Below are 25,253 nucleotides of genomic sequence, written 5' to 3'. Positions count from 1 at the left end.
ATATTTAGGTGGAATATATTCAGACTGTCAGGAAAACTTGCTTGATAAGTATTAGAGAAAGACAGCATTATTTGTTGTTCTGAACAAAGCGAAGAATCTCTTACTTTTATTGAATTTCTCACCTAACGTATTAGAGAATTTTTATAGCGATATTGAGAATTTGATAAATAGTTAAAAAGGAGCAACCACTATGTCAAACCTATTTAAATTCGAAACACTTAAAAAAGATTTTCTAAATAGTCTAAATCCAAGCCAGTATAAACTTTTGGAGAATCTTTCTTTCTACTCTTCATGTATCACGGATTTTATATTCAGACATCCGCAAGAGCTGTTTTATGTGTATGAAAGCCTTGATAAACCATTGCTTGGAAGAGAAAATCTAATCAAAGAAGCATTAGAGCTTTTAAACATAGAAAAAGAAGATGAATTTATTACAAAATTAACATTTTTTAAAATGAAACACTTTGCAAGAATAGTAGCAAAAGATATATACAAAAAACATCATCTTATCCAGCTTACAGAAGAATACTCATATTTAGCTGATGCTTGCTTTGAAGTTGCATATCAAAAAGCATATTCAAAATACTTGCAAAGATTTGGAATGCCAATAGATGAGCTTACGGGCAAACCGGCAGGTGGAAGTGTCATAGCTCTTGGAAAGCACGGAGGAACAGATTTAAACTACTACTCTGACGTTGATGTGATGTATATATATTCAGGAGAAGGAGCTACTGAAAAAGGTATCACAAACAGAGAATTTTTTACTAAAGTATTCACAGATACAACAGTTTATCTAACAAGAAGAAACGCTGAAACAGTAGCTTGGAATGTAGATTTGGATTTAAGACCAGAGGGAAGAAAAGGTTTATTAACCTACAGCATTCCGTTTTTAGAAAATTATTATTGGTCTGTTGGCAGGACTTGGGAAAGACATATGCTTATAAAAGCAAGACACGCAGCAGGTGATGAAAACACTACCAAAGAGTTTTTAGCTGTCATAACTCCTTTTGTTTACAGGAAAAGTTTAAGCAAAGAAATTATAGATGACATACTAAATATGAAAAAAATGATAGAGAAACATTCTAAGCCAAAAAATCCGGATGAGATAGACGTTAAAAAATCAGAAGGAGGAATTAGAGAGATAGAATTTATAGTTCAAGTATTTCAACTACTTCATGGTGGTCATGACCCAAGCCTTAGAGAAAGAGAAACAGTAAGAGCTTTAAGAAAAATTGTTGAAAAAGGGCTTTTGTCAGAAGAAAAAGGTAAATTCTTAGAAGATGCTTACATATTTTTAAGAAATTTAGAGCATGTAATACAGCTAAAAAACTGCGTTCAAACACAAATTTTAAATCTAAAAAATGTATCAGAATATGCTAAAAAACTTGGCTTTGATTCAGAAGAAAAATTTTTAGAAAAGCTTGAATCTGTAAGAAAAAATGTTAAAAGAATATTTGAAAGTCTTGGGGGAGAAGAAAAAAAAGAACTTACTTCTATACAAGCCTACATCATTACAAAAGTAAATGAAGAAATTGCATTAGAATATCTTAAATCTCTTGGTTTTAAAGACCCAAAATGGGCGCTGAACTTGATTACTTCAATCTTTGAAGACGAAGAGTATCTTCTCTTATCAGAAAAGTATAAAAATCTTTTAATAGACTTTTTGCCAAAATTAGAAGAATATCTTAAAGAGACCAAAGCAAAAGAAAGTTTGCTTATAAATCTGAATAAATTTTTTACAGAAGGCAAGATTTACAGACTTTTTACAACAGCTTTAGAAAGCAAATCAAAGCTTGTTGATTTTATCATTGAAGTTGCGAAAACAACAGACTATGCAACAAACCTTATGATAAAAGATAAAGAACTTATAGATTTAGCATTTATCACTTCAAGACCTTTATCTAATAGAGAAGATTTTGAAAAAGAGCTTGAAATTATAAAGATTGAAGATAAAGTTGAAAGCCTTAAAAAATTAAAGAAAATTACCGAAATATTAGCAACCTTGGAATATCTTCATAAAATAAAGACCCATAGTCCAATAGCAAGACTGAAAAAACTTAATAATACAATCACAAACCTTGCTGACTTTATTCTTGAAAGTTTATACAAGATTAACGAAGGAAGCAAATTTGCTATTTATGGACTTGGAAAGCTTGGCAGTAGAGAGATGAACATCGGCTCAGACCTTGACTTAGTTTTTGTTTTCAAAGACGAAGAAAGTAAATTTTCATTAAGTAAAATTCCGCAAAAGATAATAAAAGATTTAACTACATACACAAAAGAAGGACAGCTCTATCAATTAGATTTAAGACTAAGACCCTACGGAAAAGCAGGAGAGCTTTCACCATCTCTTGATTTTTATAAGAAATACTTCCAAAACGAAGCAAGACCTTGGGAATTCTTAGCATGGACAAAAGCAAGATTTATTACAGGAGATGAATCTGTTAAACAAAAGTTTGAAGAGATTATAAAAGAAGAAATCCTTAGCAGAGAAATAACAAAAGACATAAAAATAGACCTATTAGAGATGAGATTAAAATTAGAAGGATTGACAAAAGAAACAGAAAGTGAAATGGACATAAAACTTGGAAAAGGCGGAATTGCAGATGTAGAGTTTATGGTTCAGCTGTACTATCTTGAAACAAAACAAAGAAAAACAAACATTTTAGAAGGACTTCTTGATTTAAATCCTGACATAGTTGATTATTATGTATTTTTAAGGGAAGTGGAGACAAGATTAAGATTGGTAAAAGGTAGTGGTAGTTCAAAAATTTCTAAGTCTGACTTGCAAACAGAGAGAATAATTGACGCCTTCAACATGAGCTTTGAAGAGTTTTTTAAAGAAGTAAAAAATGCAAAAGATATTATAAGAAGAGAGTTTTATAAGTACTTTAGAAAGTGAGAGTAAATGGTTAGTTATTATATTATTATACGTCGGGTGAGAAATTCAATAAAAATATGAGATTCTTCGCCGGCTGCAGAATGACAGCGTGGATTTTTAGAACAACTTAAATAATTTTGTAGCATACTTTTACTTATCCCTTGATAAACTCTAAATTTCCAACATTTATTTTCTTTAACTTGCCAGTAGCTAGAAGATTTTGAATTCTTTTTTGAGTTTCTTCATCAAACAAAGTTTGAATATCATTTAAAGAATAAGCTCTTTTTTTGAAAGTATTTAAAATGTCTTCCTTATCTAATGAAACTTTTTTGACATCTCCGCCGTTTTTTCTAACAGCAACATTAACACTTAAACCTTCAAACATCTTTGCAATTTCATAAAGAGTTTGATTATCTACAGGAAAGACTCTGTAAGCCGGCGGTCTATCAACTGTTGAAATGTCAATTCTATCAGGATTAATCTTTTTCGCAGCTTCTATGATCTTTTGAATTGCTTGAGGCTTATCGTTTACATATTTAACAATCAAAACCTCTAAAACAAGCGTTCCGCTATATTCTTTTCTAAACGAAATCATACCATTTATTAAATCTTCAATCTCTATTCCTTCCAATGGTCTATCTACTTTTTCAAATGTTTCTTGGTCTGCTGCATCAAGAGATAATTTTACTATATCAAACTTTTTTAAAGCTTCTCTAACTGAAGCATCATTTATAGTGCTTCCATTGGATAAAATTAAAGTTTTAGATGAATTTTTTATCTTGTTTAACTGCTCGATCAGGTTATTTAAATCTTCATAAAGAGTTGGTTCTCCGTTGGCTGTAACTGTTATAACATCCGGATATTGATTTTTTGATAGATAATCTTTAACTTCGTTGGTTATATCTTCAACTTTCGGCGGATGTTTGATATAGTCTATCGGTTTTGCTTTTTCTAACTCGCAATATAAACAGTCAAAATTGCAGCTTTTTTCATCAGGCGATAAATCTATCCCAAGAGATAATCCAAACCTCCTGGATAAAACAGGTCCGAAAATATATTTATACATCCAAACTCCGTTAAGATATTTTTATACTATAACTTTAGAAGTCGGTAAATTCATTAAATATTATAAGTGTATTTTTTGATCTTTTAAAGTTCAGTATTTGCTTTTTACATATATAATTTTTACAATATACGCCGGGTGAGAAATTCAATAGGAGTATGAGATCCTTCACATGACTTCACAACGACAAACAAGATTAACCTTTACCTTATGCTTACTATTCAATCTTTGACTGTTATCGTCATTCTTTTTAAATTCCATAAAAAACGCTAACCCTTTACCTCCAAGGTATTAGATAATTTAAACAAAAAGTCATCTAAGATTTTACGACCTTATTTTTGAGTTAAAACTCAACGGGTTCATAGCTTACTTATAGGATATTGAAATAAGTGATGCCAATCGGAAACTTTTAAGGTTTACACGACATAACAGCCAAAGGTTGAATGATAAACTTAACTTTTCACTTCCTTGCCTAAAATCAAGCAGTATTTAAAACTGCTTTTTTAACTTTTAGAAATTCTTCTATCTTGTTTACCATGCTGTTTGCATCTAAGCCCAAGTCTCTTTCCAATAGCTCTACCTTTCCATGTTCAATAAATTTATCCGGAATGCCAAATCTTAAAACTTTGTTAGAATAACCATTGTCAATCACAAACTCAGCAACGGCTGAACCAAAGCCACCGTTTAACACTCCATCTTCAGCGGTTATCACAAATTCATGAGTTTTTAAAAGCTTATTTAATAAATTTTCATCCATTGGTTTAATGAACCTTGCGTTAACTACTGTTGGATTAAATCCTTTAAGTCTTAGCTGTTTTTTAGCTTCTAATGCTCTATAAACATACTTTCCAACTGCAAGAATTGCAATGTCTCTTCCTTCGTCTAAGATTTCCCAGCTTCCTATCTCAATTGTATTAAAACCTTCCATTTTTACACCGTATCCCGTACCTCTTGGGTATCTTAGAGCAAATGGTCTTTTGCTGTTTAATCCTGTATAAAGTAAATCTCTAAGTTCTTGTTCATCTTTTGGAGAAGCTATAATCATGTTTGGAATTGGTCTTAAAAAAGCAATATCAAAAACACCGTGATGGGTTGGACCGTCATCACCAACTAAACCGCCTCTGTCGATCGCAAAAAATACAGGTAGTTCTTGAAGTGCTATGTCGTGTATTACTTGGTCGTATGCCCTTTGTAAGAAGGTTGAGTAGTAAGCTGCAACAGGTTTAAAGCCTTCAAGTGCAAGTGCTCCTGCAAATGTTGCTGCATGTTGTTCTGCTATTCCTACGTCAAAAAATCTATCCGGAAACTTTTCTGCAAACTTTACAAGTCCAGAACCTTCCTTCATTGCCGGCGTAATGGCAACAATCTTATCGTCTTTTTCTGCAAGCTCTACTAACGCATCACCAAAAACCTTGCTGTAAGTTGGCAAGTTTGATGATTTATTAAACACGCCAGAGATTTTGTCAAAAGGAGATACTCCGTGGAATGTGGTTGGATTTTCTTCCGCATATTTATAACCTTTTCCTTTTTGAGTAATCACATGGAGCAAAATCGGACCCCTCATCTGTTTAATATTTTCCAAGGTTTGTTTCAAATCAAACAGACTGTGCCCATCTATTGGACCAACGTATGTAAACCCAAGCTCTTCAAATATAAGTCCAGGTGTAAAAAGTCCTTTTGTATACTCTTCTATCTTTCTAAATATTTTCACACCTTGCTCTCCAAAGATTTTATTGATAGCTTCTTTTAATTTTTGTCTTGGTTTTTGGAAAACTTGCTTTGTGATTATCTTATTGAAGTAAGTATATATAGCACCAACGTTCGGAGATATAGACATTTGATTATCGTTTAAAATTACGATAAACCTTGACGGGTCAAGCCAGCCGGCATTGTTTAATCCTTCAAAAGCTTGACCAGCAGTCATAGCCCCATCGCCAATAACAGCAATAGTATAAGCATCATCTTTTTTTAAATCTTTTCCAACTCTAAAACCAAGTGCAGCTGAAATAGATGTACTGCTATGTCCAGTTCCAAAATGGTCATACTTACTTTCTTTTATCTTAGAAAATCCAGAAATTCCTTTGTACTGTCTTAATGTTCTAAACTGTTCTTTTCTATCAGTAAGAATTTTATAAGCGTATGTTTGATGTCCTACATCCCATACAATTTTGTCTTTTTCAGGGTCAAAAGCCATAAGCAGAGCAACAGTCAATTCAACAGTTCCAAGGGATGGTCCAATATGCCCGCCGTTTAAAGATGTAACATCAATAATATAACTTCTAATATCCTCACAGAGTTTTTCTATCTCATCTTTATTTAAATTTTTCAAATCTTTATAGTTATTTATTTTTTCTAACATTGGATAATCTCTCATATCAATGCACCTCATATAGGTAGTGAAGTATATATTATACAAATTTATATAGTTTTCAAACATGCTTAATGTAATTTGCAATAAAGGATGTATGATTCGATTATTATCTTTTTAATTTGAATATAAGTTAAATGACGTTGATTTTTGTAAATAGTCTCAATTTTAATAAGGGTGTTCTAAAATTCTTGTAAGTTGACCTTTTCATACCATCCTGAAGACTTTGTTCCTCATGGGTAGAATACAAATGTTACTGTAAAATTCCTACGAGACTGTTCCAATAATCCACACTGTCATTCTGAGCGAAGCGAAGAATCTCTTCCTTTCTTTTCAAGTCAAAAAAGAGATCCTTCGGCCTTCGGCCTCAGGATGACAAGGATAAGGTAAATTTACAAAATTTTGGGACACCCTTAAAATTCCTACTGAGCATTGCAAAACGTTTATGTTAAAATTTATATATGTCGAAAAAATAAGAAAAAACACTAATAGGGCAGGTCATGATTATCAACAAAAATAAAAGATTGATAATAACTTCTATTACAGCTTTAAACTCTCTTACCGCCTTTGGACAAGAAGATATATCAACATTGTTATCTACATATTAAGAATCTATGGATTTAACCAATAAAACAAGGGTTGAAAGTCTTAGTCATTATATCCTTAGATGATTCCTCAATTTATTCCACCTAAACATTTATATAAACTATCGTCAATATTATCCCTAAGGTTATACCTAAATTCAAGCTCTTTTAGATAGTAAATAAAATTGTCCTTACTTACACCATGAAATTTTAGTAGCCTCTTTCAGCAGATACATCCTTTACTATCTCAACTTTGACCTTTCCATTTCTTTCAAGAATTCCAAACACAGAAATTTTATTCTTTGCTCCTCTTTCTCTACTGCCTTTTCTTTTTCCTCCAAAATAGCTTTCATCCATTTCTACTTCTCCTGATAAAAGCTGGTCATCTTTTGAGACAAATTTGTATATACACTGTCTAAGCTTTGTGTAGATTTTGTGTGTAGTATTGTAAGCTAAATCAAGCTCTTTATGTGCTTTATAAGCAGCAGCTTCAAGGATGAATAGTTTTACAAGTCAATATGAATTTAGAGAATGGAATTTTTAAATATTCAAGAATACTGTCTTTTCTAACACTTCATTCTCTTAAAAATTCCTCTGCTTTTTCTTCTGATGATGCTATCTGTAGTAATTCTACTAAATTCATGTTTTATCTTCTATGATAATTTTTTATTATAGCATAGGTGGATTATTTTGAGTAATTACCTTTGATTATAAAGGAGGCAGGGTTTTAACCTGCCTTGTTGATTTGAACGATTACTTACCAATTTTATCAAAGAATTTTGATCTTTTTAGTAAATACCAAGTTATTGTTCTAACAGGTATTCCTGTTGCACCTTTTGGATGATAATACCAACCACTTGTATGATGAGATGGTCCGGCAATATCTACATGAACCCATGGAATTTTTGGGTCAACGAATTTCTCTAAGAATAATCCGGCTGTGATAGCACCACCGTATCTTGTCGTTCCAACGTTATAGACATCAGCATGAGGAGCTTTTATCTGCTCTCTTAGTTTATCATTAAATGGAAGTTGCCACATCCATTCTCCTGTTTCTTCAGAAGTTTTTAATATCTCATTTATAAATTTTTGATTATTACCCATTACTCCGGCAGTAAACTCTCCAAGAGCAACAACGCAAGCACCGGTCAATGTTGCTATATCTATAATTGCATCCGGCTTTAACTCAGAAGCGTAGGATAAAGCATCGGCAAGGGTTAACCTTCCTTCTGCATCCGTGTTGCCAACTTCTATTGTTACACCATTTTTTGCTCTTAGTATATCGTCCGGTCTGTAAGCTTTTCCACTTGGCATATTTTCTGCCGCCGCCACAATTCCATGAACAGTAATATCAGGCTTTAATTCTCCAATTGCTTTAAAAATTCCAAGAACAGCACAAGCACCTGATTTATCTGACTTCATCCATCGCATAAAATCGCCAGTTTTTATATTTAAACCACCGCTATCAAACATTAATCCTTTTCCAACTATAGCAACTTCACCTTGTGAGTTTTTAGGTCTGTATGTTAAATGTATAAATCTTGGAGGATTATCACTGCCTTTTGCAACTGCTAAGTAAGCACCCATTCCCATTTTTTCAATCTCTTCTTCATCGTAGATTTTGATTTCAAAGCCATACTCTTTTGCAAGCTTTTCTGCAATTTCTGCAAATTGGATCGTATTGATTACGTTAGCCGGCTCATTTACAAGGTCTCTTGTAAAGTTTTGTGCTTCTGCAAGAATTTTTCCAATTCTAACAAATTCATTCAATCTGTCTTTATCTTGATTTTTTGGAATGTTTATCTGAACTTCTTTTACTTTATGCTCATCCTTTTTAGAGAAATATTTATCAAATGAGTAATCTCCAAGTATTAACCCTTCTGTGATGACTTGAACTACTTCATCATAATTTTCAAACTGTTGTAAATTTGTATCAATGATGATATCAGATAGCTTAAGCTCTTTTGCTTTTCTTATTATGTAGCTTGCAACTCTTCTTAGAATATCATTTTCAAATTTTTTCTCCTTTCCAAGCCCAACAATAGCCACATAATTAGCCTTAATCTTTCCGAGAGTTGGAACTATTAAAAACTTTCCTTCTTCAGCTTTGTATTTTTGTAATTTGATTAAATCAGAAACTCCACCATTTAAAGCTTTATCTATCTTTTCTAACTCTCCTTCAAGCTTTTTATTATCTTCAAACATTAAAAAGAATACTGCATCTGTCTTAACGTTATCCAACTTTTTTGTTGTTAAATTTATCTCCATCTATCTACTCCTTTTTTAGATTTCTTAGAATATAATTATAATACACCTTAGATGTTAATGAGAAAATTAATAAAGTAGAAGATTCTTCCAACGGCTAATTATAATACTTTACCTACAAATTCTTATCTTCATCCTGTAATGGCAATTCATGAATTGCCTCTAATTTCGTTTTCTTTACTATCCATCTGAAGACTTTATAGTCCGACGGATTTTCTATTTTAATTTTTTAACTTGAGTAGAAAACGGAGAATTTTTCACTGCCTAAAAAATATGAGAGTGTTCCAAAATTCCCTTAAGTTTTACCTTTCCTTGTCATCCCGAGGCCGTAAGGTCGAAGGATATCGTTTTTGATTTTTTGATTTGAAAAAAAATTATGAGATTCTTCGCTTTGCTCAGAATGACAATTTGAGTTTTTGGAACAGTCTCAAAGAATATTTGCAAATACTCTTTCTTTCCGATATTTGATGATTGTCAGTATTTTTAATTTTAATTATGATCCCTCGGCTTTTCAGCCTCGGGATGGGAATTATTAATTTCTTCCTATAACACCTTCCATTGGAGAAGATGCTGAAGCATACATTTTCTTTGGAATTCTTCCTGCCAAGTATGCAAGCCTTCCTGCTATTACTGCATGCTTCATTGCAACAGCCATTTTGATAGGGTCCTTAGCCTGAGCAATTGCTGTATTCATTAAAACTCCATCAACTCCAAGCTCCATAACTATCGCAGCATCTGATGCGGTTCCAATTCCAGCATCAACGATTACAGGTATTTTAACCGCTTCTTTGATAAAGAGAATATTATAAGGATTTTGTAGTCCAAGTCCTGAGCCTATTGGAGCTGCCAAGGGCATAACCGCTGCACATCCTATATCTTCAAATCTTTTAGCCATTACAGGGTCATCTGTTATGTATGGTAAAACTGTAAAACCTTCTTTAACAAGGATTTCTGCCGCTTTAAGTGTTTCTATCATGTTAGGATATAAAGTTTTTTGGTCTCCGATAACCTCAAGCTTTACAAATCCATGTCCAAGAGCTTCTCTTGCAAGCTTAGCTGTTAAAACAGCTTCTTCTGCTGTATAACATCCGGCAGTGTTTGGAAGAATCATTATTTTTGATGTATCTATGTAGTTTAAAAGGTTGTCTTGGTTTGGGTCTGTAATGTTGACCCTTCTAACAGCTACTGTTATCATTTCTGCACCGGATGCTTCCGTTGCCTCTTTTGTCTGCTGAAAATCTTTGTACTTTCCAGAGCCTACTATAAGCCTTGATTTAAACTCTTTTCCCCCAATTACAAGCTTGTCATTTTCTAAAAACTTTTCTAAATCAAACATACCTTACCTCCGAAAATTTTGTTTAAACAATATAAACATTTTCATATCTTTTTACAATATGGGTTGGCAGGTTTAACGTTTCTTTTATCTTTTCTTTGAAAATTTCTTGAATTTTTGGCTCACCGTGAATAAGATAGACGGTCTCGACACCTTTTGTTTGCTTGATAAAATCTAATAAATTTTCTTGGTCAGCATGGGCAGAAAATCCATTTATAGTATAAATTTTAGCTTTAACTGCTATCTCTTCACCATAAATCTTAACATATTTAGCTCCATCTACTATCTGTCTTCCAAGAGTTCCTTCTGCTTGGTAGCCTACAAAAATCACCGAAGAGTTTTCTCTCCATAGATTGTGTTTTAGATGATGTTTAATCCTTCCGCCGGTAAACATTCCACTTCCAGCCAATATGATTGCACCAGATTCTATCTCATTTATCTTTCTTGATTCCTCAACAGATTCTGTAAAATAAACCCATGGAAAAACAAAAGGATTTTTATTTTGTTTTAAAAGTTTTAAGACCTCATCATTTAACTGGTTTGGAAATTGTAAAAATAGCTTTGTTGCAGCTATTGCAAGTGGACTATCTAAAAAGATTTTACAAGGTGGAAGTTCACCGTTGTCATACATCGTTCGTAAGATAAACAAAATCTCTTGGGCTCTTTCTAATGCAAAGGTTGGAATTACTACATTCCCACCATCTTTAAAGCTTTCTATAATAGCTGTTTTAAACTCGTTTATAGTCTCAGGAAGTGGTTTGTGCTTTCTATCTCCATAGGTTGATTCAATAAAGATAAAATCTGCATTTTCGGGATACTCTATCTCTCTTATAACTAATTTATTATTTGTTCCTAAGTCTCCAGAAAAGATTACTTTTTTACTTCTTCCTTCATCATTAACCAAAAGCTCTACGTAAGCAGAGCCGAGAATATGTCCAGCGTTTCTAAATGCGATAGTCACATCCTTAGACAGTTTGTATGCCTCATCATAATCTAAGAATATTTTAAAATGTTCCATTGCTTGGAATACATCATCTTCATCATATAAAACCGGCTTTACTTCTTCAGGCTTTCCTCTTCTTAGAGCTTTTTTATAGTTAACTTTATACTCTTCAGACATTACTTTAACAGCATCAAGAAGCATAATTCTTGCTAAAGCATAAGTTGCCCGGGTTGAGATAATCTTACCTTTAAATCCTTGTTTTACTAATAAAGGCACTCTTCCTATATGGTCAAGATGTGCATGGGTTAAGATTAGATAATCAATCTTTGCAGGATTAAAACCAAAGGGTTCATAATTTTTATCCTCATCTACACCTTGAAACATTCCACAATCTATTAAAAAATTTAGATGTCCAACATTAACAAGATGACAAGAGCCAGTAACACCTTCTACACCGCCAAAAGATTTTACTATCATTTATTCCTCCTTAATGATGATGACCTATTCCAAAACCTCTTAAAATTGTAAGCATGCCAAAAATAATAACAATAATTCCGGCAATTTTAACTAAACTTTTTCTTGAAGTTGGAGAAATCATATTTATGATTTTTGATGAAAAAAGCATAGCCGGAACTGTTCCAATTCCAAAAAACAACATCGTCAGCATTCCATCCAACGGATTTTTATCTAAAACAGCCTTCATTAAAAATGCATACACTAATGGGCATGGCAAAAAACCGTTAAACATTCCAAGAATAAACGGAGATTGTCTAAAATTTGATAATAAATCAGAGATAGCTTCAAATACAACATCTAAAAACGGTACGCCTTTTTCTTTAACATTACCTGTAATTTGAAGACCAAAAAGAATCATCATAACTCCAACAAAGATAGAAAGACCTTTTTGAATAAGCTGAAACTCAAATTTATGAAAATACATGCCAAGCATTCCTGCCAAAAAGCCAAGAAAGGAGTAAGTAAAAATTCTACCCATATTGTAAAGAATGTTTCCAATCCAGAAGTTTTTATATGAGATGATAGAAGGAATAGCACCGCACATTCCGATACAGTGATAGGAACCTAAAAAACCTGCTAAGGTTATCATTAAATACTCTAAAATCATTAAAAAACCTGTTTTTAAGATATGCTAAAATTAGTTTAACACAAAGGTGCTAATAATGGATACCAATCATGAACAACTTGGAGCATTTGGGTCTGTTGCAAGAAGTGAATGTAGCAAGATAAATAAAATGGGAAATCTATATGCAAGAAAGATACTATACATGGCACAATTATCAGCAATATGGTTTAACAAATATTGTATACGATTTTTACACTTGACATTTAACATGAAACATCTACGAAGAATCTCTTACTTTTGCTGAATTCCTTGCCTGATGTTGTATTATTTTGTTAATAATAAACCCGTAAAGGTTTGAGATGTTTAAGCTGATTTACAACCTTGTATACGCATTAGCTTTAATAATTGTCTTGCCTGTTTTGTACTTATACTACAAAAAGAAAGGATACGATTTTCATCTTAAAGAGAGATTTTTACTAAAAAAACTAAATACACAAAAGCCTACAATTTGGATACACTGTGCAAGCGTTGGAGAGATAAAAACAGCACTACCAATAATAAACTATCTAAAATCTTGCCAGGACTATGAAATACTACTTACAATCTTTTCAGTCAGAACTTACGATTTTGCAGTCAAAAATCTAAACGGTATAAAAATTACATACCTTCCATTTGATTTATCATTTTTAATAAAAAAATTTATAAAAAACTACAAGCCAAAGATCTTAATCATCCAAGAGGCTGAATTTTGGTTCAATTTAATTACAACTTCTTGTAAATACATTCCAGTAGTTTCAATAAACACAAGCATTTCAGAAAAATCAAAGAGAAATATTACAAGATTTAGATTTTACTTTAAGCCCATTTTAAACAGCTTCTCAAAAATTATTGTTAGAACAAAAGAAGATAAAGAATTTTTATCCCAGTTTGTAAATCCTTCTAAAATAAATGTCTGCGGAAATCTAAAATTATTGTCAGAAGTAAAGCATAAAGAAGTAAACTTAGAAAAAGCTAAAAAAATCATTCTTGGAGCAAGTACTCATAGTCCAGAAGAAGAGATATTGATCAAAGTTTACAAAGAGATAAAAGATGACCAAACAATGCTTATTCTTGCACCAAGACATTTAGAAAGAATCAATGAGATTATTAATCTTATTGAAAATCATGGTTTAAGCTATGGTTTAAGAAGTAAAAATAGTAGCTTGGATGCCCAAGTTTATATAATTGATACAATGGGAGAGCTTACATCGTTTTTTAAATATGCCGATGCTGTATTTGTAGGCGGAACGATTGCAAACATCGGCGGACATAACATTTTAGAGCCAATTCTAAGCGGAAAAAAGGTTATAATAGGTAAAAACTACTTTAAAATCAAAGACTTAGTAGAACTTGCCAAAAGCATTGATGTAGTTGATATCATAGAAAATGAAATAGAGCTTAAAAATACAATTTTAAAACATTTAAAAAACAATAACATTGACATTGACTTAGAGGCTTTAAGAAAAAATATTTATAACTGTTATATCAAATCAATAAAAGAGGTTTTAAATGGATAGTTTAATCAAAATAGCACAAGAGTTTTATATCGGTGAGATAAACGATAAAGTTTTATACACAGAACTTGCAAATCTAATTTCTGATAAAGAATTAAAAGAAAACATATTAAAAATAGCAAAAACTGAAGAAAAGCACGCAAATTTTTGGCAAAAGTTTATTATTTCAAGAGGTGGACATCTGCCAAAAGAAAAGATAGATAGAAAAAAGTTATTTCTTTTAAAGTTTTTATCAAAGTTTTTAAACCCGATTATTTTTATATACTTAGCAGAGCTTGGAGAAGATAGTGCAGTTAAAAAATACTATGACTTTTACAAAAATGCAGGTTTGACAGAGTATGAAAGAAGCTCTCTTAAAAATATCATCACAGATGAGATAGAACATGAAACATATTTTTTAAACCAAGCTGAAAATCTCGGGCTTAGTAATGTCAGAGACTTGATCCTTGGAATGAATGACGGGTTGGTAGAAATCTTGGGAGCAGTTGCAGGTTTGACAGCAGTATACACAACAAATCCACAGATAATTGGAATAAGTGGTATAGTTGTTGGTCTTGCCGGAGCTTTGTCTATGGGTATTGGTGCTTATCTTTCTGTTAAATCTCAAAAACAAATCAATACGCATATTAACGAAAGAAATGAAATCCTTTTAAACACAAACATAGAAAAAAGCTATGAACTTTTTGAAGAAAAATTAAAAGAAGACAATATACCACAAGAAGCAATAAAGGAAATTATAAATGTTTTAAGAGAAAAGAAAGCAAATTTATCAAGTATTTTTATAAAAGAAATTGAAGAAAACGAAATAAAGTCAGGCTTGCTTACAGGTTTTTCATACCTGCTTGGAACAGTTTTTCCAATAACTCCATTTTTTATATTTTCAAATTCTTATTATGCTTTAACAGCATCATTCTTTTTAGCTTTATTGGTTTTATCTATTGTTGGAGTTTTTGTTGCATTATTCTCGGGAATTTCTATAAAGAGAAAAGTTTTAGAAATGATAATAGCAAGTTTATCAGCAGCCGCTATTTCTTTTTCCTTTGGTAAAATATTACAGCATTTTTTTAATGTTGAAATATAAAGGAGAATTTTTATGCCATATAGTATGACAGGTTTTGCATTTGTAAAAAAAGCGTTTGATGATTATGAAATAAACATAAAAGTAAAAAGTCTAAACAATAAATCAATCGATATCTCTATCAAAGGTGATAAAAACGTTTTGATGTATTTAGACCTTGAGATAAGAAAGTTAGTTCAACAGTATTTTGAAAGGGGAAGCTTTCAGCTTTACATAAATATAAATTCTCTAACACCAAAATTTATCGTAGAGCCTGAAAAACTTACTCAGTATGTTAACGTAGTCAGAGAGATAACTAAACAAGCAAACATCAACCTTTCAGACGATAAACTTTACGAAGTTACAATCGGAATGATAATGAATAATAATAACGTAGAGGAAGAGCTTGATGATACACTTAAAGAAAACATTCTAAATGCTGTAAAAGAAGCTTTAAACACTTTGAAAGAAGAAAGAAAAAGAGAAGGAAAATCTTTAATATTAGATATAGAATGTAGATTAAATAAGATTGAAGAGATGTTGAAAGAAATTGAAGAGAAAAAAGAGAAAGTTTTAGAAAGTGTAAAAGAAAAAGTTTATCAAAAAGTTAAACAACTTCTTGGAGAAAACTATTCTGAAAGAGCATTTATTGAAGCTACTTTATTAGCTGATAAGCTTGATATAACAGAAGAGGTTGTAAGACTAAAAACTCATATCCAAAGATTTAGAGAGCTACTGAATCTAAACGAGCCAATAGGTAGGAAGCTTGATTTTATGTGTCAAGAGATGCTTAGGGAAATAAACACGCTTGGAAACAAAATGCCTGATTTTAGCAAATTTACCGTAGAAATGAAAACAGAACTTGAAAAAATAAGACAGCAAGTTCAAAACATTGAGTAAGTAATTATGCCTTGGGGGGATGAGAAATCGGCGGTTTTTATAGAATTTAAAAGGATATCCTTCGGCCTTATGACCTCAAGATGACGAAGAAAACTTGATAATTATATACTTGACCAGTGCAACCCTATTTGTCATTCTACGGCCGGCGAAGAATCCTATGCTTTTAACGAATTTCTCACCCGACTTAATTTAAGCTATTTATTTCTTTTTCGCCGTTTCTTGGGCAAACTTTACGATTTCTTCCTCCGGAATGTCTAATCCATGCTCTTTAACAAATTCTTTTAGGTTTTCAATAATATTCTCTACCTTAGATAAAGCTCTTCCTTTATCTGGAGTTGGGTCTTTTACAAGACCGTAAATCTGTCTGCCTTCATGCCATTCTGGCAAGTATTCTGTTATTGGCAGTCCTTCTGGAGTTGTAAATAAAAGACAATGACAGTATTTAAATATTTGCATCTCATCACAAGCACAAATCCATCTTCTTTTTTTAACTTCCTCTTCTTTATTTGGATAAAAATTACAAGGGCAAAGTGGTTTTCCAAGCTCCTGGACATGAGCTGCCAATCCTTGAATTACAGCCATTCTTACTTCTTCATTAGGATTTGGCACAGTTCCGGATTTTTCAGCAAAGTTTTTTGCAAAATTTATCATTTTTTCTAAAATTTCCGGCTTTATTTCTGACATGATGTCCTCCTGATTGTTTAAAAAACAATATAATTATCTTATTCTATCAATTTCTAAAATATGAATTTCATCATTTAATTGAAATTTTTACTAATTACAATTATCATTATATCATAAGGCTATAAAAACTTTTAAAAGGGGGCTTGCTATGAAAAAGGTAATCATTTCAACCTTAGTTTTAGCATCAATGACTTTTGCTCAAGAAATAAAGTTAGAAAAACCACCTCAAACACTAAGTAAATACTATCCACCTAATTCTAACAAGTTTGAATTTTTAAACTCTATGTATGCAATGTCTACAGCTTTTACAGGCATGTTTGTAAACATTCAAGAAAACGATTGGAATAAAGCTTTGAAATGGGCAAATATTTTGAGAGAAAACTATCTTAACATCGGAAAGCTTGTTCCAGAGTATGATAAAGCCTTGAAAAAATCTGAGATAGACCAGCTTGTAAATGCTGTTAAAGAGAAAAATTTTGATAAGGTAAAACTAAATGCTGATATTGTCGGAAAATCTTGTGCTCAATGTCATCAAAAGCAACAGATTACAACCAAAATTATGTATCATTATCCATCTTTCAGTTTAGTAAATTTAGAAGACCCTGTTAGCAGAAGTAATTTAGAGTTTGAAGATTACATGAAAAAAATGACAGATTCTATGAAAAAGATAAGAATTTATTTAGAAGATAACAAACCGGAAAAAGCTATAGCAGAAGGAAATAATTTTGTTAAAAGATTGAAATCTTTATCTCAAAGCTGTAATGACTGTCATACTAACAAAATGTCTGTAGAAATTTATCAAGGCAAGGAACTTGATGAAAAGTTAGACCTTTTATCAAAAGCACTCCAAAGTAAAAATAAGCAGGAAGTTTATAAAAACCTAAGCTGGATATCAATAAATAACTGTTCTAAGTGTCATAATACACACCAAACAACAGCTCATTTAAAAGAGATGCTAAAATAGCTAATTAAAAAGGAGTGAAAGATGAAAAACGCAGTTATACTATACGCACATCCAAATCCAAAAAGCTTTTCAAATGCTATAAAAGAAAAAGCTTATGATTTTCTATCAAAAAATGGTTTTAACGTGGAAGTGATAGACCTTTACAGCATAAACTTTAATCCCGTTCTATCTGCAAAAGATTTTGAAAACATTCAGCAAGGGACAGCTTCAGAAGATGTTAAAAAGCAACAAGAAATTATAAATAAATCGGATTTGATTGTTTTGGTTTTTCCTGTATGGTGGTATAACATGCCTGCAATCTTAAAAGGATACATAGACAGGGTTTTCTCTTACGGTTTTGCTTACGTTGAAGAAGGTGATGAGATAAAAGGTCTTTTGAAAGGTAAAAAAGTTGTTATTTTTGCAAACTTTGGTGGTAGTGAAGAAGAATATAAAAGAGATAATTTTGATAAATGTCTAAGCAAAACTTTTGAGGAGATTTTTAGATTTTGCGGGATTGATTTCGTAAAAACAAAATTTTTCTACAGCGTTCCATATGTAGATGATAGCACAAGAAAAGGTTATTTAGCTGAAGTAGAAATTACGTTAAAAGAAATGATAGGTTAGTGAAAAGTTTAAAATATATATGTAGGGGTGATAAATTCAATATAAGCAGGAGGGACTTTTCACACAGCTTCATAATGACGTTAATTTTTCCTCTGTCATTCAGCAACGAAGTGAAGTATTTTCTGTTTAAAAAAGTGAGGAAATGAGATTCTACGCTGACTCTCAGAATGACGAAATTAGATTGTTCCCTGTCATCCTGGGGGCTTTAGTCCTAAGGATCTTATCTTTTGATTTTTTCAATTTGAAAAGAAAAAATGAGATTCTTCGCGCGGCTTCAGAATGAGCAAAATGTCAACCTTTCCCTGATGCTTGATAATCAAAAAACCTAAGACTAAATGGTCTTGATTAATTACCCTTAAAAAGTAAAATCTATCTAATTTTTGTTATGTGTATTCAAATTACCTATTCCAACCATGTGTGGATACTGAGCAAGAATGCTGCAAATTTTTTCCTGAAGTTTATTAGCTATCTCTGTGGTTTTTAAATCGTTAACCAAGATAGAGAAAACAAATACTTCGCCGTTGGATGCCTTTACATAACCGGATAGGTTCTTAACTTTTTTAATATAACCTGTTTTGGCTATAATTCTTCCTTTTAAAAATTGGTCATTTAATCTGTGTTTTAAAGTTCCATCTACTCCAGAGATTGCCAAAGATTCAAAAAAATCATGGAAATAAGGAGTTTTGTATATATATTCCAAAACTTTAACTAAAGCTTCCGGAGTAGTGGCATTATATCTTGATAGCCCACTTCCATCATAAATTCGTATATTTTCGGTTGCTATATCCATTTTTCTTAGTGTATCTATAATTGCTCTCGCTGATGCATTTGCACTTCCTTCTCCATAAACTTCCTTCCCTATCGTTCTAAAAATCTGTTCTGCATAAAAATTATTACTGTCCTTGTTTGCTTTTTTGATTAATTCTCTTAATGGTTTTGACTGGTGAATAACTAAGTATTTGTTTGATGTAGCCTTTCTTAAATACGTTTTTCCTGAAACTTTAATTCCATTTTCATCTAAAATTTTTGATAAAACTGATAGAGTAAACATGGATGGATGATTAACCGGAATAGAAAACTCTAAGCTTAAATTCCTTTTTGAAGAAACTTTACCTTCTAGAATTAGTTTATTACCTTCAACTTTTAAACTTACATTTCTGGATTTTTTCGAAAACTTTATGTTATTTACGATTTGATAATAGTTATTTAAAGGGTCCATAGAAGCATAAACTTTACCGTTTTTTATATTAACCGTAACTTTCAAACAGTTTTCATTTACTGAAAGCCCACTAAATCTTGCTGTAAAACAGTAGTTTAAATCATCTTCCGGCCATCCTTGACCTATACCTTCTTCTGAAAAATATGAATTATCTCCTATAAGGTTTCCCTCAACTCTATTTATTCCATATTCTTTAAGCTTTTTAACCATATCTTCTAAGTCCTGGACTGTAAGCGATGGGTCTCCACCACCGATTAGATATAAATTTCCATATAATGCTCCATTTTTAACAATGCCATCTGTAGCAAGGGTTGTTTTGTACTTAAAATCCGGGGATAAATTTGCTATCGCAGATACAGTAGTTATAAGTTTTTGATTAGAAGCAGGAATAAATGGATCTCTGTGATTGTGCATAAATGCAAGACCTTCCTCAGAAAGAGATTTTATAAATATTCCAACTTTTGCATCATTTTCATTATTTATTTCTCTAATTGTAGACTCAAGCTCATACTTTAAAATCTCTGAAGAATATGCAGAAAAACTAAAAATCAAAACAAGAAGAAAGATTATATATCTCAAGCTTTCTAACTCCCTAATAAGTTTTTACCTACAAATAATTCGGCTCATATATTAATCTCTTTAACACTTCGGTAAGAAATTTAATAAAAGTACGAGATTCTTTGCTACGATAAGAATGACAGTATTAACAGGGTTTCTGTCATCTCTGAGAACGTAAACCAGAAGAATCTTCTTTTTTAATTCTATAAAAACCATTAATTTCTTGCCTAAGTTATTACTTTCAATCTTATATATTAATTTCTTTAACTTTCATCAAACCATGTAAAGCATTGCTAATGAATATGAAGTCTGCTTCTTTAATGTCTTTTAATGTGAATCTTCCTTCTACAACTATAAAACCCTGTGTTTTTGCTTCTTGCAGAACGACTTTTCTGGAGACACCATCTAAAACACCATTATCAAGGGATGGAGTGTATAAATACCTTCCTTTTATCCAATAAATAGTCGCCGAAGATGTTTCTGTGATAAAGTTATTTTCATTTAAAACGATGCAATCAAAAAATCCGTTTTCTTTTGCATATCTTTTTATCAAGATATTTCTTAGATAATTATTAGATTTAATTTTTAAAAGTGGGTCTGAAGAATGAACTTTGTAAGGTGAAACTGTAAGCTTTATCTCCTCTTTTATTGGTTCATATGGCTTAGTAATGACCATAACATTTTTTCCGTAAGGCTTTAATGGAAAATAAGAATTCCCTTCTGATAAAATAATTATTTTTACGTATAAATCTTTAACTTCTGATTTGTTTACTGCATCTTCTATATAAAAAAGAAAATCTTCCTTTGTTATTTTAGGAATGTTTAAAATTTCACAACCTTTATTTAATCTTTCGAAGTGGTAGTCTATGTATTTTGGCAATTTTCCTTTATATCTAAAGGTTTCAAAAACTCCTTCTCCATACATAAGAGGTCTAATCAAATTTTTTTGCTCAAACTCTTTTCCGTTTATAAAGACTTTTTCCGCCATGTTGACACCTCAGAAAATTTGAAATTTACAAGTTGAGATATATTATATCAGAGGGCAATGGAAATGAGAAAAAGTGAAAAAATTATAATCTTAGTAATCGTTTTAGCTATAATTTTTTCTGTTGGAACTGCAATCGTTATTAGAACTGTTCAAGAATTTACTGAAGGCTCAGATTTGGGACCTTTTGTTGTGGTAGTTTTTGCAAGATTGGCAACGTTATTAGGTTTTCTTGCAATCATTGTTGCTTTATTCTTAAGAGGAAGTTTTAAAGATGTTGAAAAACCTAAAACAGATTTACTTGAATTAGAAGAAAAAAATTCAAAGGATTGAAAAAGAAAAAAAGGGGGCAGTAACCCCCTTCTTCGATTATTGGCTTTCTTTATTGTCTTCAGGATTTGCGAAAAGTGCTTCGTAATCTATTCCTTCTTTTTCAGCAAGTGCTTTAGACATTTCCTCTAAAGCTAAGAGATGGTTCCATTTGTCATCTACTTCTTTTTGAATTCTTTCAACGATTTCTGGATATTTTAATACGTGTTTCCATCTTGGCTGAGCTGCAATATACTCTTCAATTGGTTTTGGTCTTTTTGGTTTAATGTTGACTTTCCAGTATTTACCATGGATTACTTCATACACCGGCCAATATCTTGTTTCAACGGCAAGCTTTGCAAGCCTCATTGTATCTTCTGGAGCAAATCTCCAAGAAAGAGTGCAAGGTTGAAGCACGTTAATAAATTTTGGACCTTTAAAAGTTAAAGCTTTCTTAACTTTTCTTGTTAAATCTCTATAGATATGAGGAGATGCTTGAGCTACATAAGGTATACCATGTGCAGCCATAATCATAGTCAAGTCTTTTCTTGGCTCTTGTTTTCCTACTTTGGCAGAACCAACCGGAGTTGTCTTAGTGTATGCACCAATAGGTGTTGCAGAAGATTTTTGATATCCTGTGTTTTGATATCCTTCGTTGTTGTAGCAAACATAAAGGAAGTTATGACCTCTTTCTACTGCTGCAGATAATGCTTGGAATCCAATATCGTAAGTTCCACCATCGCCACCGAATGCAACAAACTCTATATCTTCACCAATCAAACCTTTCTTTTTAAGAACATTATAAGCAGCTTCCACACCGCCAATTACAGCCGCCGCAGACTGAAAGTTAACGTGAATCCATGGCGTATTCCATGCTGTATATGGATACACTCCTGTTGTAACTTCAAGACAACCTGTTGCAGTTGATACTACTACCGGCTTATCGATAGCTAATAACACTTCGTTAACGATTGGTGGAATACCACAACCGATACACATTCTATGACCAGGAGCTAATGGATTATGAGAGTGGTATCTTTCCTCTCTTTCTTGAGCTAAATCTGCTAATATTTGAATAGTTACTTTTTTTGCCATGATTACGCCCTCACTTGTAAGTATTCTACTAAATAATCTCTTGATTCAACGCCTTTTTCAAGTCTTTCAACTCTATCAAAGGCCCTCATAAATTCTTCTTCATGAATTTCTCTACCACCTAAACCATAGATAAAGTTGTGGATTAATGGTCTATTTTGGTTATGGAATACTGCAGATGCAACATCTTTAAACAATGGACCGCCAATTCCATCAAAAGAGTCTGCTCTATCAAATACAGCAACACCCTTAGCATTAGATAAAGCCCTTGCCACCTCTTTTACAGGGAATGGTCTGTATAATCTAATTTTAATAGCTCCAACTTTTCTGCCCTGTGCTCTAAGTGCATTAACTGCATCTTTTAATGTACCAAAAGAAGAACCCATGGAAATTCCAATGTATTCTGCATCATCTGTCATGTACTCTTCTATGAAGTCATAATATTTTCCGCTGATAGATTCAAACTCCTGTGCAACTTCTCTGAAGATATCGTATACTTTTAAGAAATCTACGTGTTGTTGATATTTACATTCTGTGTAATAGTCTGGCTGTGCAGTTGCTCCATAAGTTACAGGTTTAGATACGTCTAGCAATGGATAAGGGATTCTGTGGATGCCAGATGGTCCTACAAAATTTCTTACTGTTTCGTCATCAAGAACTTCCACGTTCTCGATAGAGTGAGAAACTATATATCCATCGTAGTTTACAATTACTGGGAACATTGCTTTTTCTGCAATTTTTACAGACATAATAAGATTATGATATGCCTCTTGAGCATTTTCTGAGAAAATAGAAATCCAGCTTGAATCTCTTGTTAGCATTGAATCTGCATGGTCGCAGTGGATAGATAAAGGAGCAGATAATGCTCTGTTAACATCAATTAAAACTATTGGCAATCTCATGCCAGAAGCTATGTATAAGTTTTCAACCATATACGCAATACCCGGACCTGCCGAAGCTGTTATTACTCTTGCTCCGGCTGCTGCAGCACCGATACATGCAGCCATTGCTGAATGTTCACCTTCTACAGCAACCATATCTGTGTCTACTTCACCATTTGCAACATATTCTGCAAAGAATCCCATTAATTCTGTTTGTGGAGATATTGGATAAACTGCAGCTACATCAAAGTTAATTTGCCTCATTGCTTCAGCTGCAGCCTGATTACCTGTTAATGCTATTACTTTTGTTGGCATGTTTATATCCTCCTATGATTACTCAAGCTCTTTTAACTTAATTTCCATTTCTGGAACCATTTCTAACGCATCGTAAGGACATTCAACAGCACAAATTCCGCATCCTTTGCAATATGTAAAATCTGTTTCAAATCTTTGTTCTCTATTTACGGGAATACTATCGTCTGGACAGAAAATCCAGCAGATTAAACAGTTTGTGCATTTTTCTGTATTTAATACAGGTCTAAGCATTCTCCAAGAACCAGTATTATTAATCATGCTTGACCCGGCTTCTGGAACTATTGAACCTATAGGTATTTCATACCATTTTTTTAATTCATACATAACAATTAACCTCCTAAAATTAATTAAGCTTTATAAACTTCCTCATATCCTCTTCTTAGTGCTTTAAGGTTTTGTTCAAGAACGTTTCTTAGTTTAGAACTTGCACCAAATGCTTCAGTAATCTCTTGCTCTAAAGCTTCTAAGTCTACCAAGCCTGTAGCTTTTGCTACAGCTCCTAAAACTGCGGTATTTGGAATGTTTCTTCCAAACTCTTCCATCGCAATTTTTGAAGCATCAACAATCCAAAGCTCGTTATTTGGTATGCCAAGTATTTGTCTAACCTTTTCTGATGGGAAGCTTGTATTGATTATAAAAATTGTATTCTCGTCTGTACCACTTACTATGACATTTCTTATAGTAAACATTAATGATGGGTCCGTTATAATTACTATTTCTGGATGATCAACAGGCGCTCTGGTATTTATAGGATTATCTGATATTCTTGTTGAGACTTTAACTGGCGTTCCAGACCTTTCAAGACCAAACTCTGGCATTGCTTGACCATATTTACCTCTTATGATAGCAGCTGAAGCTAACATTTTTGCAGCGGTAACGGTACCTTGACCACCTCTTCCATGCCATCTAATTTCCTTTAAAGCCTTATCTATTGCGGTTGTCATAAGAATTGACCTCCTAAAAATTTAAAATTTATTAAAACAATGTTATACTAATTTAACATTAAAAGCCAAAAAAATCAAGTTATTTCTAAGATTTAACGAAAATTGAATATATTAAAAAAGCGATTAGGTGGGTATGAGATTTCACATATAAATTTATAAGTTCTAAATGGTCAGCTAAAAATCTAAGCTTTTTTATTCAATTAACGTATGAGTAAAAAACAACATCGTCATTCTAAAGCTGTCCAAAAATCATAATTTATTTTATTCATTACTTATCTGCTTTAGGGACGATTCATGAATTGCCATACTTTCTTAATTTTTTTAAGAGGTGAAGATTCTTGGGACTTTCGTTTTTAGGATGGAAGAAACGATCCAATGGTCATTCTGCAGCCGGCGAAGAATCTCTTTTTTCTTTTTAAATTAAAAAATCAAAAGATGAGATCCTTCGGACTTACGTCCTCAGGATGACACGGAAAGGTAAACTTACGGGAATTTTAGAACACTCTTTCCGAAGTGTTGTTTATATTATAACAATAAATGTAGATATTGTCCAAAAACTTTTACAATTTAATTGTAATATCATATAAAATTATACCTAAAAACTTAAAAATTGGTGAGGTTTTTATGAAAAGAGACTGGAAAGAATATAATAAACAACTTGTAAAGCG

21 protein-coding genes and 1 pseudogene are annotated in these 25,253 nt (G+C 32.2%); 8 read left to right on the top strand and 14 right to left on the bottom strand.

The window, feature by feature from the left end:
• Window positions 1–190: 190 nt before the first annotated feature.
• Entirely contained in the window at window positions 191–2,902 is a 2,712-nt protein-coding gene (locus Q0929_RS03020; RefSeq protein WP_299238103.1) for a glutamine-synthetase adenylyltransferase, read from the top strand.
• A 133-nt stretch (window positions 2,903–3,035) separates the two neighbouring features.
• On the opposite strand, the gene Q0929_RS03015 is transcribed toward Q0929_RS03020, so the two are convergent.
• The 7 genes and pseudogenes from Q0929_RS03015 to Q0929_RS02985 form a co-directional block, all read right to left on the bottom strand.
• A complete protein-coding gene (locus tag Q0929_RS03015; protein ID WP_299238102.1) occupies window positions 3,036–3,947 on the bottom strand; it encodes a radical SAM protein in 912 nt (303 codons plus the stop codon).
• Between the two features lie 475 nt (window positions 3,948–4,422).
• Window positions 4,423–6,318: a 1-deoxy-D-xylulose-5-phosphate synthase gene (gene dxs, locus Q0929_RS03010; RefSeq protein ID WP_299238101.1), complete on the bottom strand. Its 1,896-nt coding sequence runs from the start codon at window positions 6,316–6,318 to the stop codon at window positions 4,423–4,425.
• A 669-nt stretch (window positions 6,319–6,987) separates the two neighbouring features.
• Window positions 6,988–7,271 (bottom strand): annotated as a pseudogene (locus Q0929_RS03005) (transposase); the annotation flags it as partial.
• A gap of 378 nt (window positions 7,272–7,649) precedes the next feature.
• Window positions 7,650–9,164, bottom strand: coding sequence for a leucyl aminopeptidase (locus tag Q0929_RS03000; protein WP_299238100.1), 1,515 nt, complete (start codon window positions 9,162–9,164; stop codon window positions 7,650–7,652).
• 529 nt (window positions 9,165–9,693) lie between these two features.
• Entirely contained in the window at window positions 9,694–10,497 is an 804-nt protein-coding gene (locus Q0929_RS02995) for a thiazole synthase (RefSeq protein WP_299238099.1), read from the bottom strand.
• A 22-nt stretch (window positions 10,498–10,519) separates the two neighbouring features.
• Window positions 10,520–11,914 carry an MBL fold metallo-hydrolase gene (locus Q0929_RS02990; RefSeq protein ID WP_299238098.1) on the bottom strand — a complete coding sequence of 465 codons (1,395 nt, stop codon included), beginning with the start codon at window positions 11,912–11,914 and terminating at the stop codon, window positions 10,520–10,522.
• Window positions 11,915–11,924: 10 nt separating this feature from the next.
• Window positions 11,925–12,560 (bottom strand): sulfite exporter TauE/SafE family protein, encoded by a 636-nt coding sequence (locus Q0929_RS02985; protein WP_299238097.1) that lies wholly within the window; start codon window positions 12,558–12,560, stop codon window positions 11,925–11,927.
• Between the two features lie 55 nt (window positions 12,561–12,615).
• On the opposite strand from Q0929_RS02985, the gene Q0929_RS02980 reads away from it, so the two are divergent.
• Genes Q0929_RS02980 through Q0929_RS02965 form a run of 4 tightly spaced genes read left to right on the top strand, consistent with a single transcriptional unit; the run spans window position 12,616 to window position 16,028 of the window.
• Window positions 12,616–12,822, top strand: a complete 207-nt coding sequence (locus Q0929_RS02980) for a hypothetical protein (RefSeq protein WP_299238096.1) — start codon at window positions 12,616–12,618, stop codon at window positions 12,820–12,822.
• Between the two features lie 55 nt (window positions 12,823–12,877).
• The gene (locus tag Q0929_RS02975; protein ID WP_299238095.1) at window positions 12,878–14,074 is read left to right on the top strand and encodes a glycosyltransferase N-terminal domain-containing protein; all 1,197 of its coding nucleotides are present in this window, start codon (window positions 12,878–12,880) and stop codon (window positions 14,072–14,074) included.
• On the top strand, window positions 14,067–15,152 hold the full coding sequence (locus Q0929_RS02970) for a VIT1/CCC1 transporter family protein (RefSeq protein ID WP_299238094.1): 1,086 nt from the start codon (window positions 14,067–14,069) through the stop codon (window positions 15,150–15,152). Before Q0929_RS02975 ends, Q0929_RS02970 begins: the two co-directional genes overlap by 8 nt.
• A 12-nt stretch (window positions 15,153–15,164) precedes the next feature.
• On the top strand, window positions 15,165–16,028 hold the full coding sequence (locus Q0929_RS02965; protein ID WP_299238093.1) for a YicC/YloC family endoribonuclease: 864 nt from the start codon (window positions 15,165–15,167) through the stop codon (window positions 16,026–16,028).
• Window positions 16,029–16,226: 198 nt separating this feature from the next.
• Here Q0929_RS02965 and Q0929_RS02960 read toward each other — a convergent pair whose 3' ends face one another.
• Window positions 16,227–16,712 (bottom strand): ferredoxin-thioredoxin reductase catalytic domain-containing protein, encoded by a 486-nt coding sequence (locus Q0929_RS02960; protein ID WP_299227541.1) that lies wholly within the window; start codon window positions 16,710–16,712, stop codon window positions 16,227–16,229.
• A gap of 148 nt (window positions 16,713–16,860) precedes the next feature.
• Between Q0929_RS02960 and Q0929_RS02955 the strand changes: the two genes are divergently transcribed.
• Both Q0929_RS02955 and Q0929_RS02950 read left to right on the top strand, forming a co-directional pair.
• Window positions 16,861–17,676, top strand: coding sequence for a multiheme c-type cytochrome (locus tag Q0929_RS02955; RefSeq protein ID WP_299238092.1), 816 nt, complete (start codon window positions 16,861–16,863; stop codon window positions 17,674–17,676).
• A 21-nt stretch (window positions 17,677–17,697) separates the two neighbouring features.
• Window positions 17,698–18,282 (top strand): NAD(P)H-dependent oxidoreductase, encoded by a 585-nt coding sequence (locus Q0929_RS02950; protein ID WP_299238091.1) that lies wholly within the window; start codon window positions 17,698–17,700, stop codon window positions 18,280–18,282.
• A 373-nt stretch (window positions 18,283–18,655) separates the two neighbouring features.
• Here Q0929_RS02950 and dacB read toward each other — a convergent pair whose 3' ends face one another.
• Together dacB and Q0929_RS02940 are read right to left on the bottom strand one after the other, a co-directional pair.
• Window positions 18,656–20,080 (bottom strand): D-alanyl-D-alanine carboxypeptidase/D-alanyl-D-alanine-endopeptidase, encoded by a 1,425-nt coding sequence (gene dacB, locus Q0929_RS02945; RefSeq protein WP_299238090.1) that lies wholly within the window; start codon window positions 20,078–20,080, stop codon window positions 18,656–18,658.
• 226 nt (window positions 20,081–20,306) lie between these two features.
• A complete protein-coding gene (locus tag Q0929_RS02940; protein WP_299238089.1) occupies window positions 20,307–21,047 on the bottom strand; it encodes an aminotransferase class IV in 741 nt (246 codons plus the stop codon).
• A gap of 63 nt (window positions 21,048–21,110) precedes the next feature.
• Between Q0929_RS02940 and Q0929_RS02935 the strand changes: the two genes are divergently transcribed.
• Window positions 21,111–21,377, top strand: a complete 267-nt coding sequence (locus Q0929_RS02935; protein ID WP_299238088.1) for a hypothetical protein — start codon at window positions 21,111–21,113, stop codon at window positions 21,375–21,377.
• A gap of 36 nt (window positions 21,378–21,413) precedes the next feature.
• On the opposite strand, the gene Q0929_RS02930 is transcribed toward Q0929_RS02935, so the two are convergent.
• From Q0929_RS02930 to Q0929_RS02915, 4 genes are read right to left on the bottom strand one after another with little or no spacing between them, the layout of a single operon-like run.
• Window positions 21,414–22,448 (bottom strand): thiamine pyrophosphate-dependent enzyme, encoded by a 1,035-nt coding sequence (locus Q0929_RS02930; protein ID WP_299238087.1) that lies wholly within the window; start codon window positions 22,446–22,448, stop codon window positions 21,414–21,416.
• 2 nt (window positions 22,449–22,450) lie between these two features.
• Window positions 22,451–23,641 carry a thiamine pyrophosphate-binding protein gene (locus Q0929_RS02925; RefSeq protein ID WP_299238086.1) on the bottom strand — a complete coding sequence of 397 codons (1,191 nt, stop codon included), beginning with the start codon at window positions 23,639–23,641 and terminating at the stop codon, window positions 22,451–22,453.
• A gap of 18 nt (window positions 23,642–23,659) precedes the next feature.
• The gene (locus Q0929_RS02920) at window positions 23,660–23,965 is read right to left on the bottom strand and encodes a 4Fe-4S binding protein (protein ID WP_299227521.1); all 306 of its coding nucleotides are present in this window, start codon (window positions 23,963–23,965) and stop codon (window positions 23,660–23,662) included.
• Between the two features lie 23 nt (window positions 23,966–23,988).
• Entirely contained in the window at window positions 23,989–24,585 is a 597-nt protein-coding gene (locus Q0929_RS02915; RefSeq protein ID WP_299238085.1) for a 2-oxoacid:acceptor oxidoreductase family protein, read from the bottom strand.
• Window positions 24,586–25,253: the final 668 nt, after the last annotated feature.

This window comes from Sulfurihydrogenibium sp. (assembly GCF_028276765.1).
Taxonomy (GTDB): Bacteria; Aquificota; Aquificia; order Aquificales; family Hydrogenothermaceae; genus Sulfurihydrogenibium.
The sequence above is the reverse complement of the archived record's forward strand: the minus strand, read 5'-3'. Positions and strand labels throughout refer to the sequence as shown.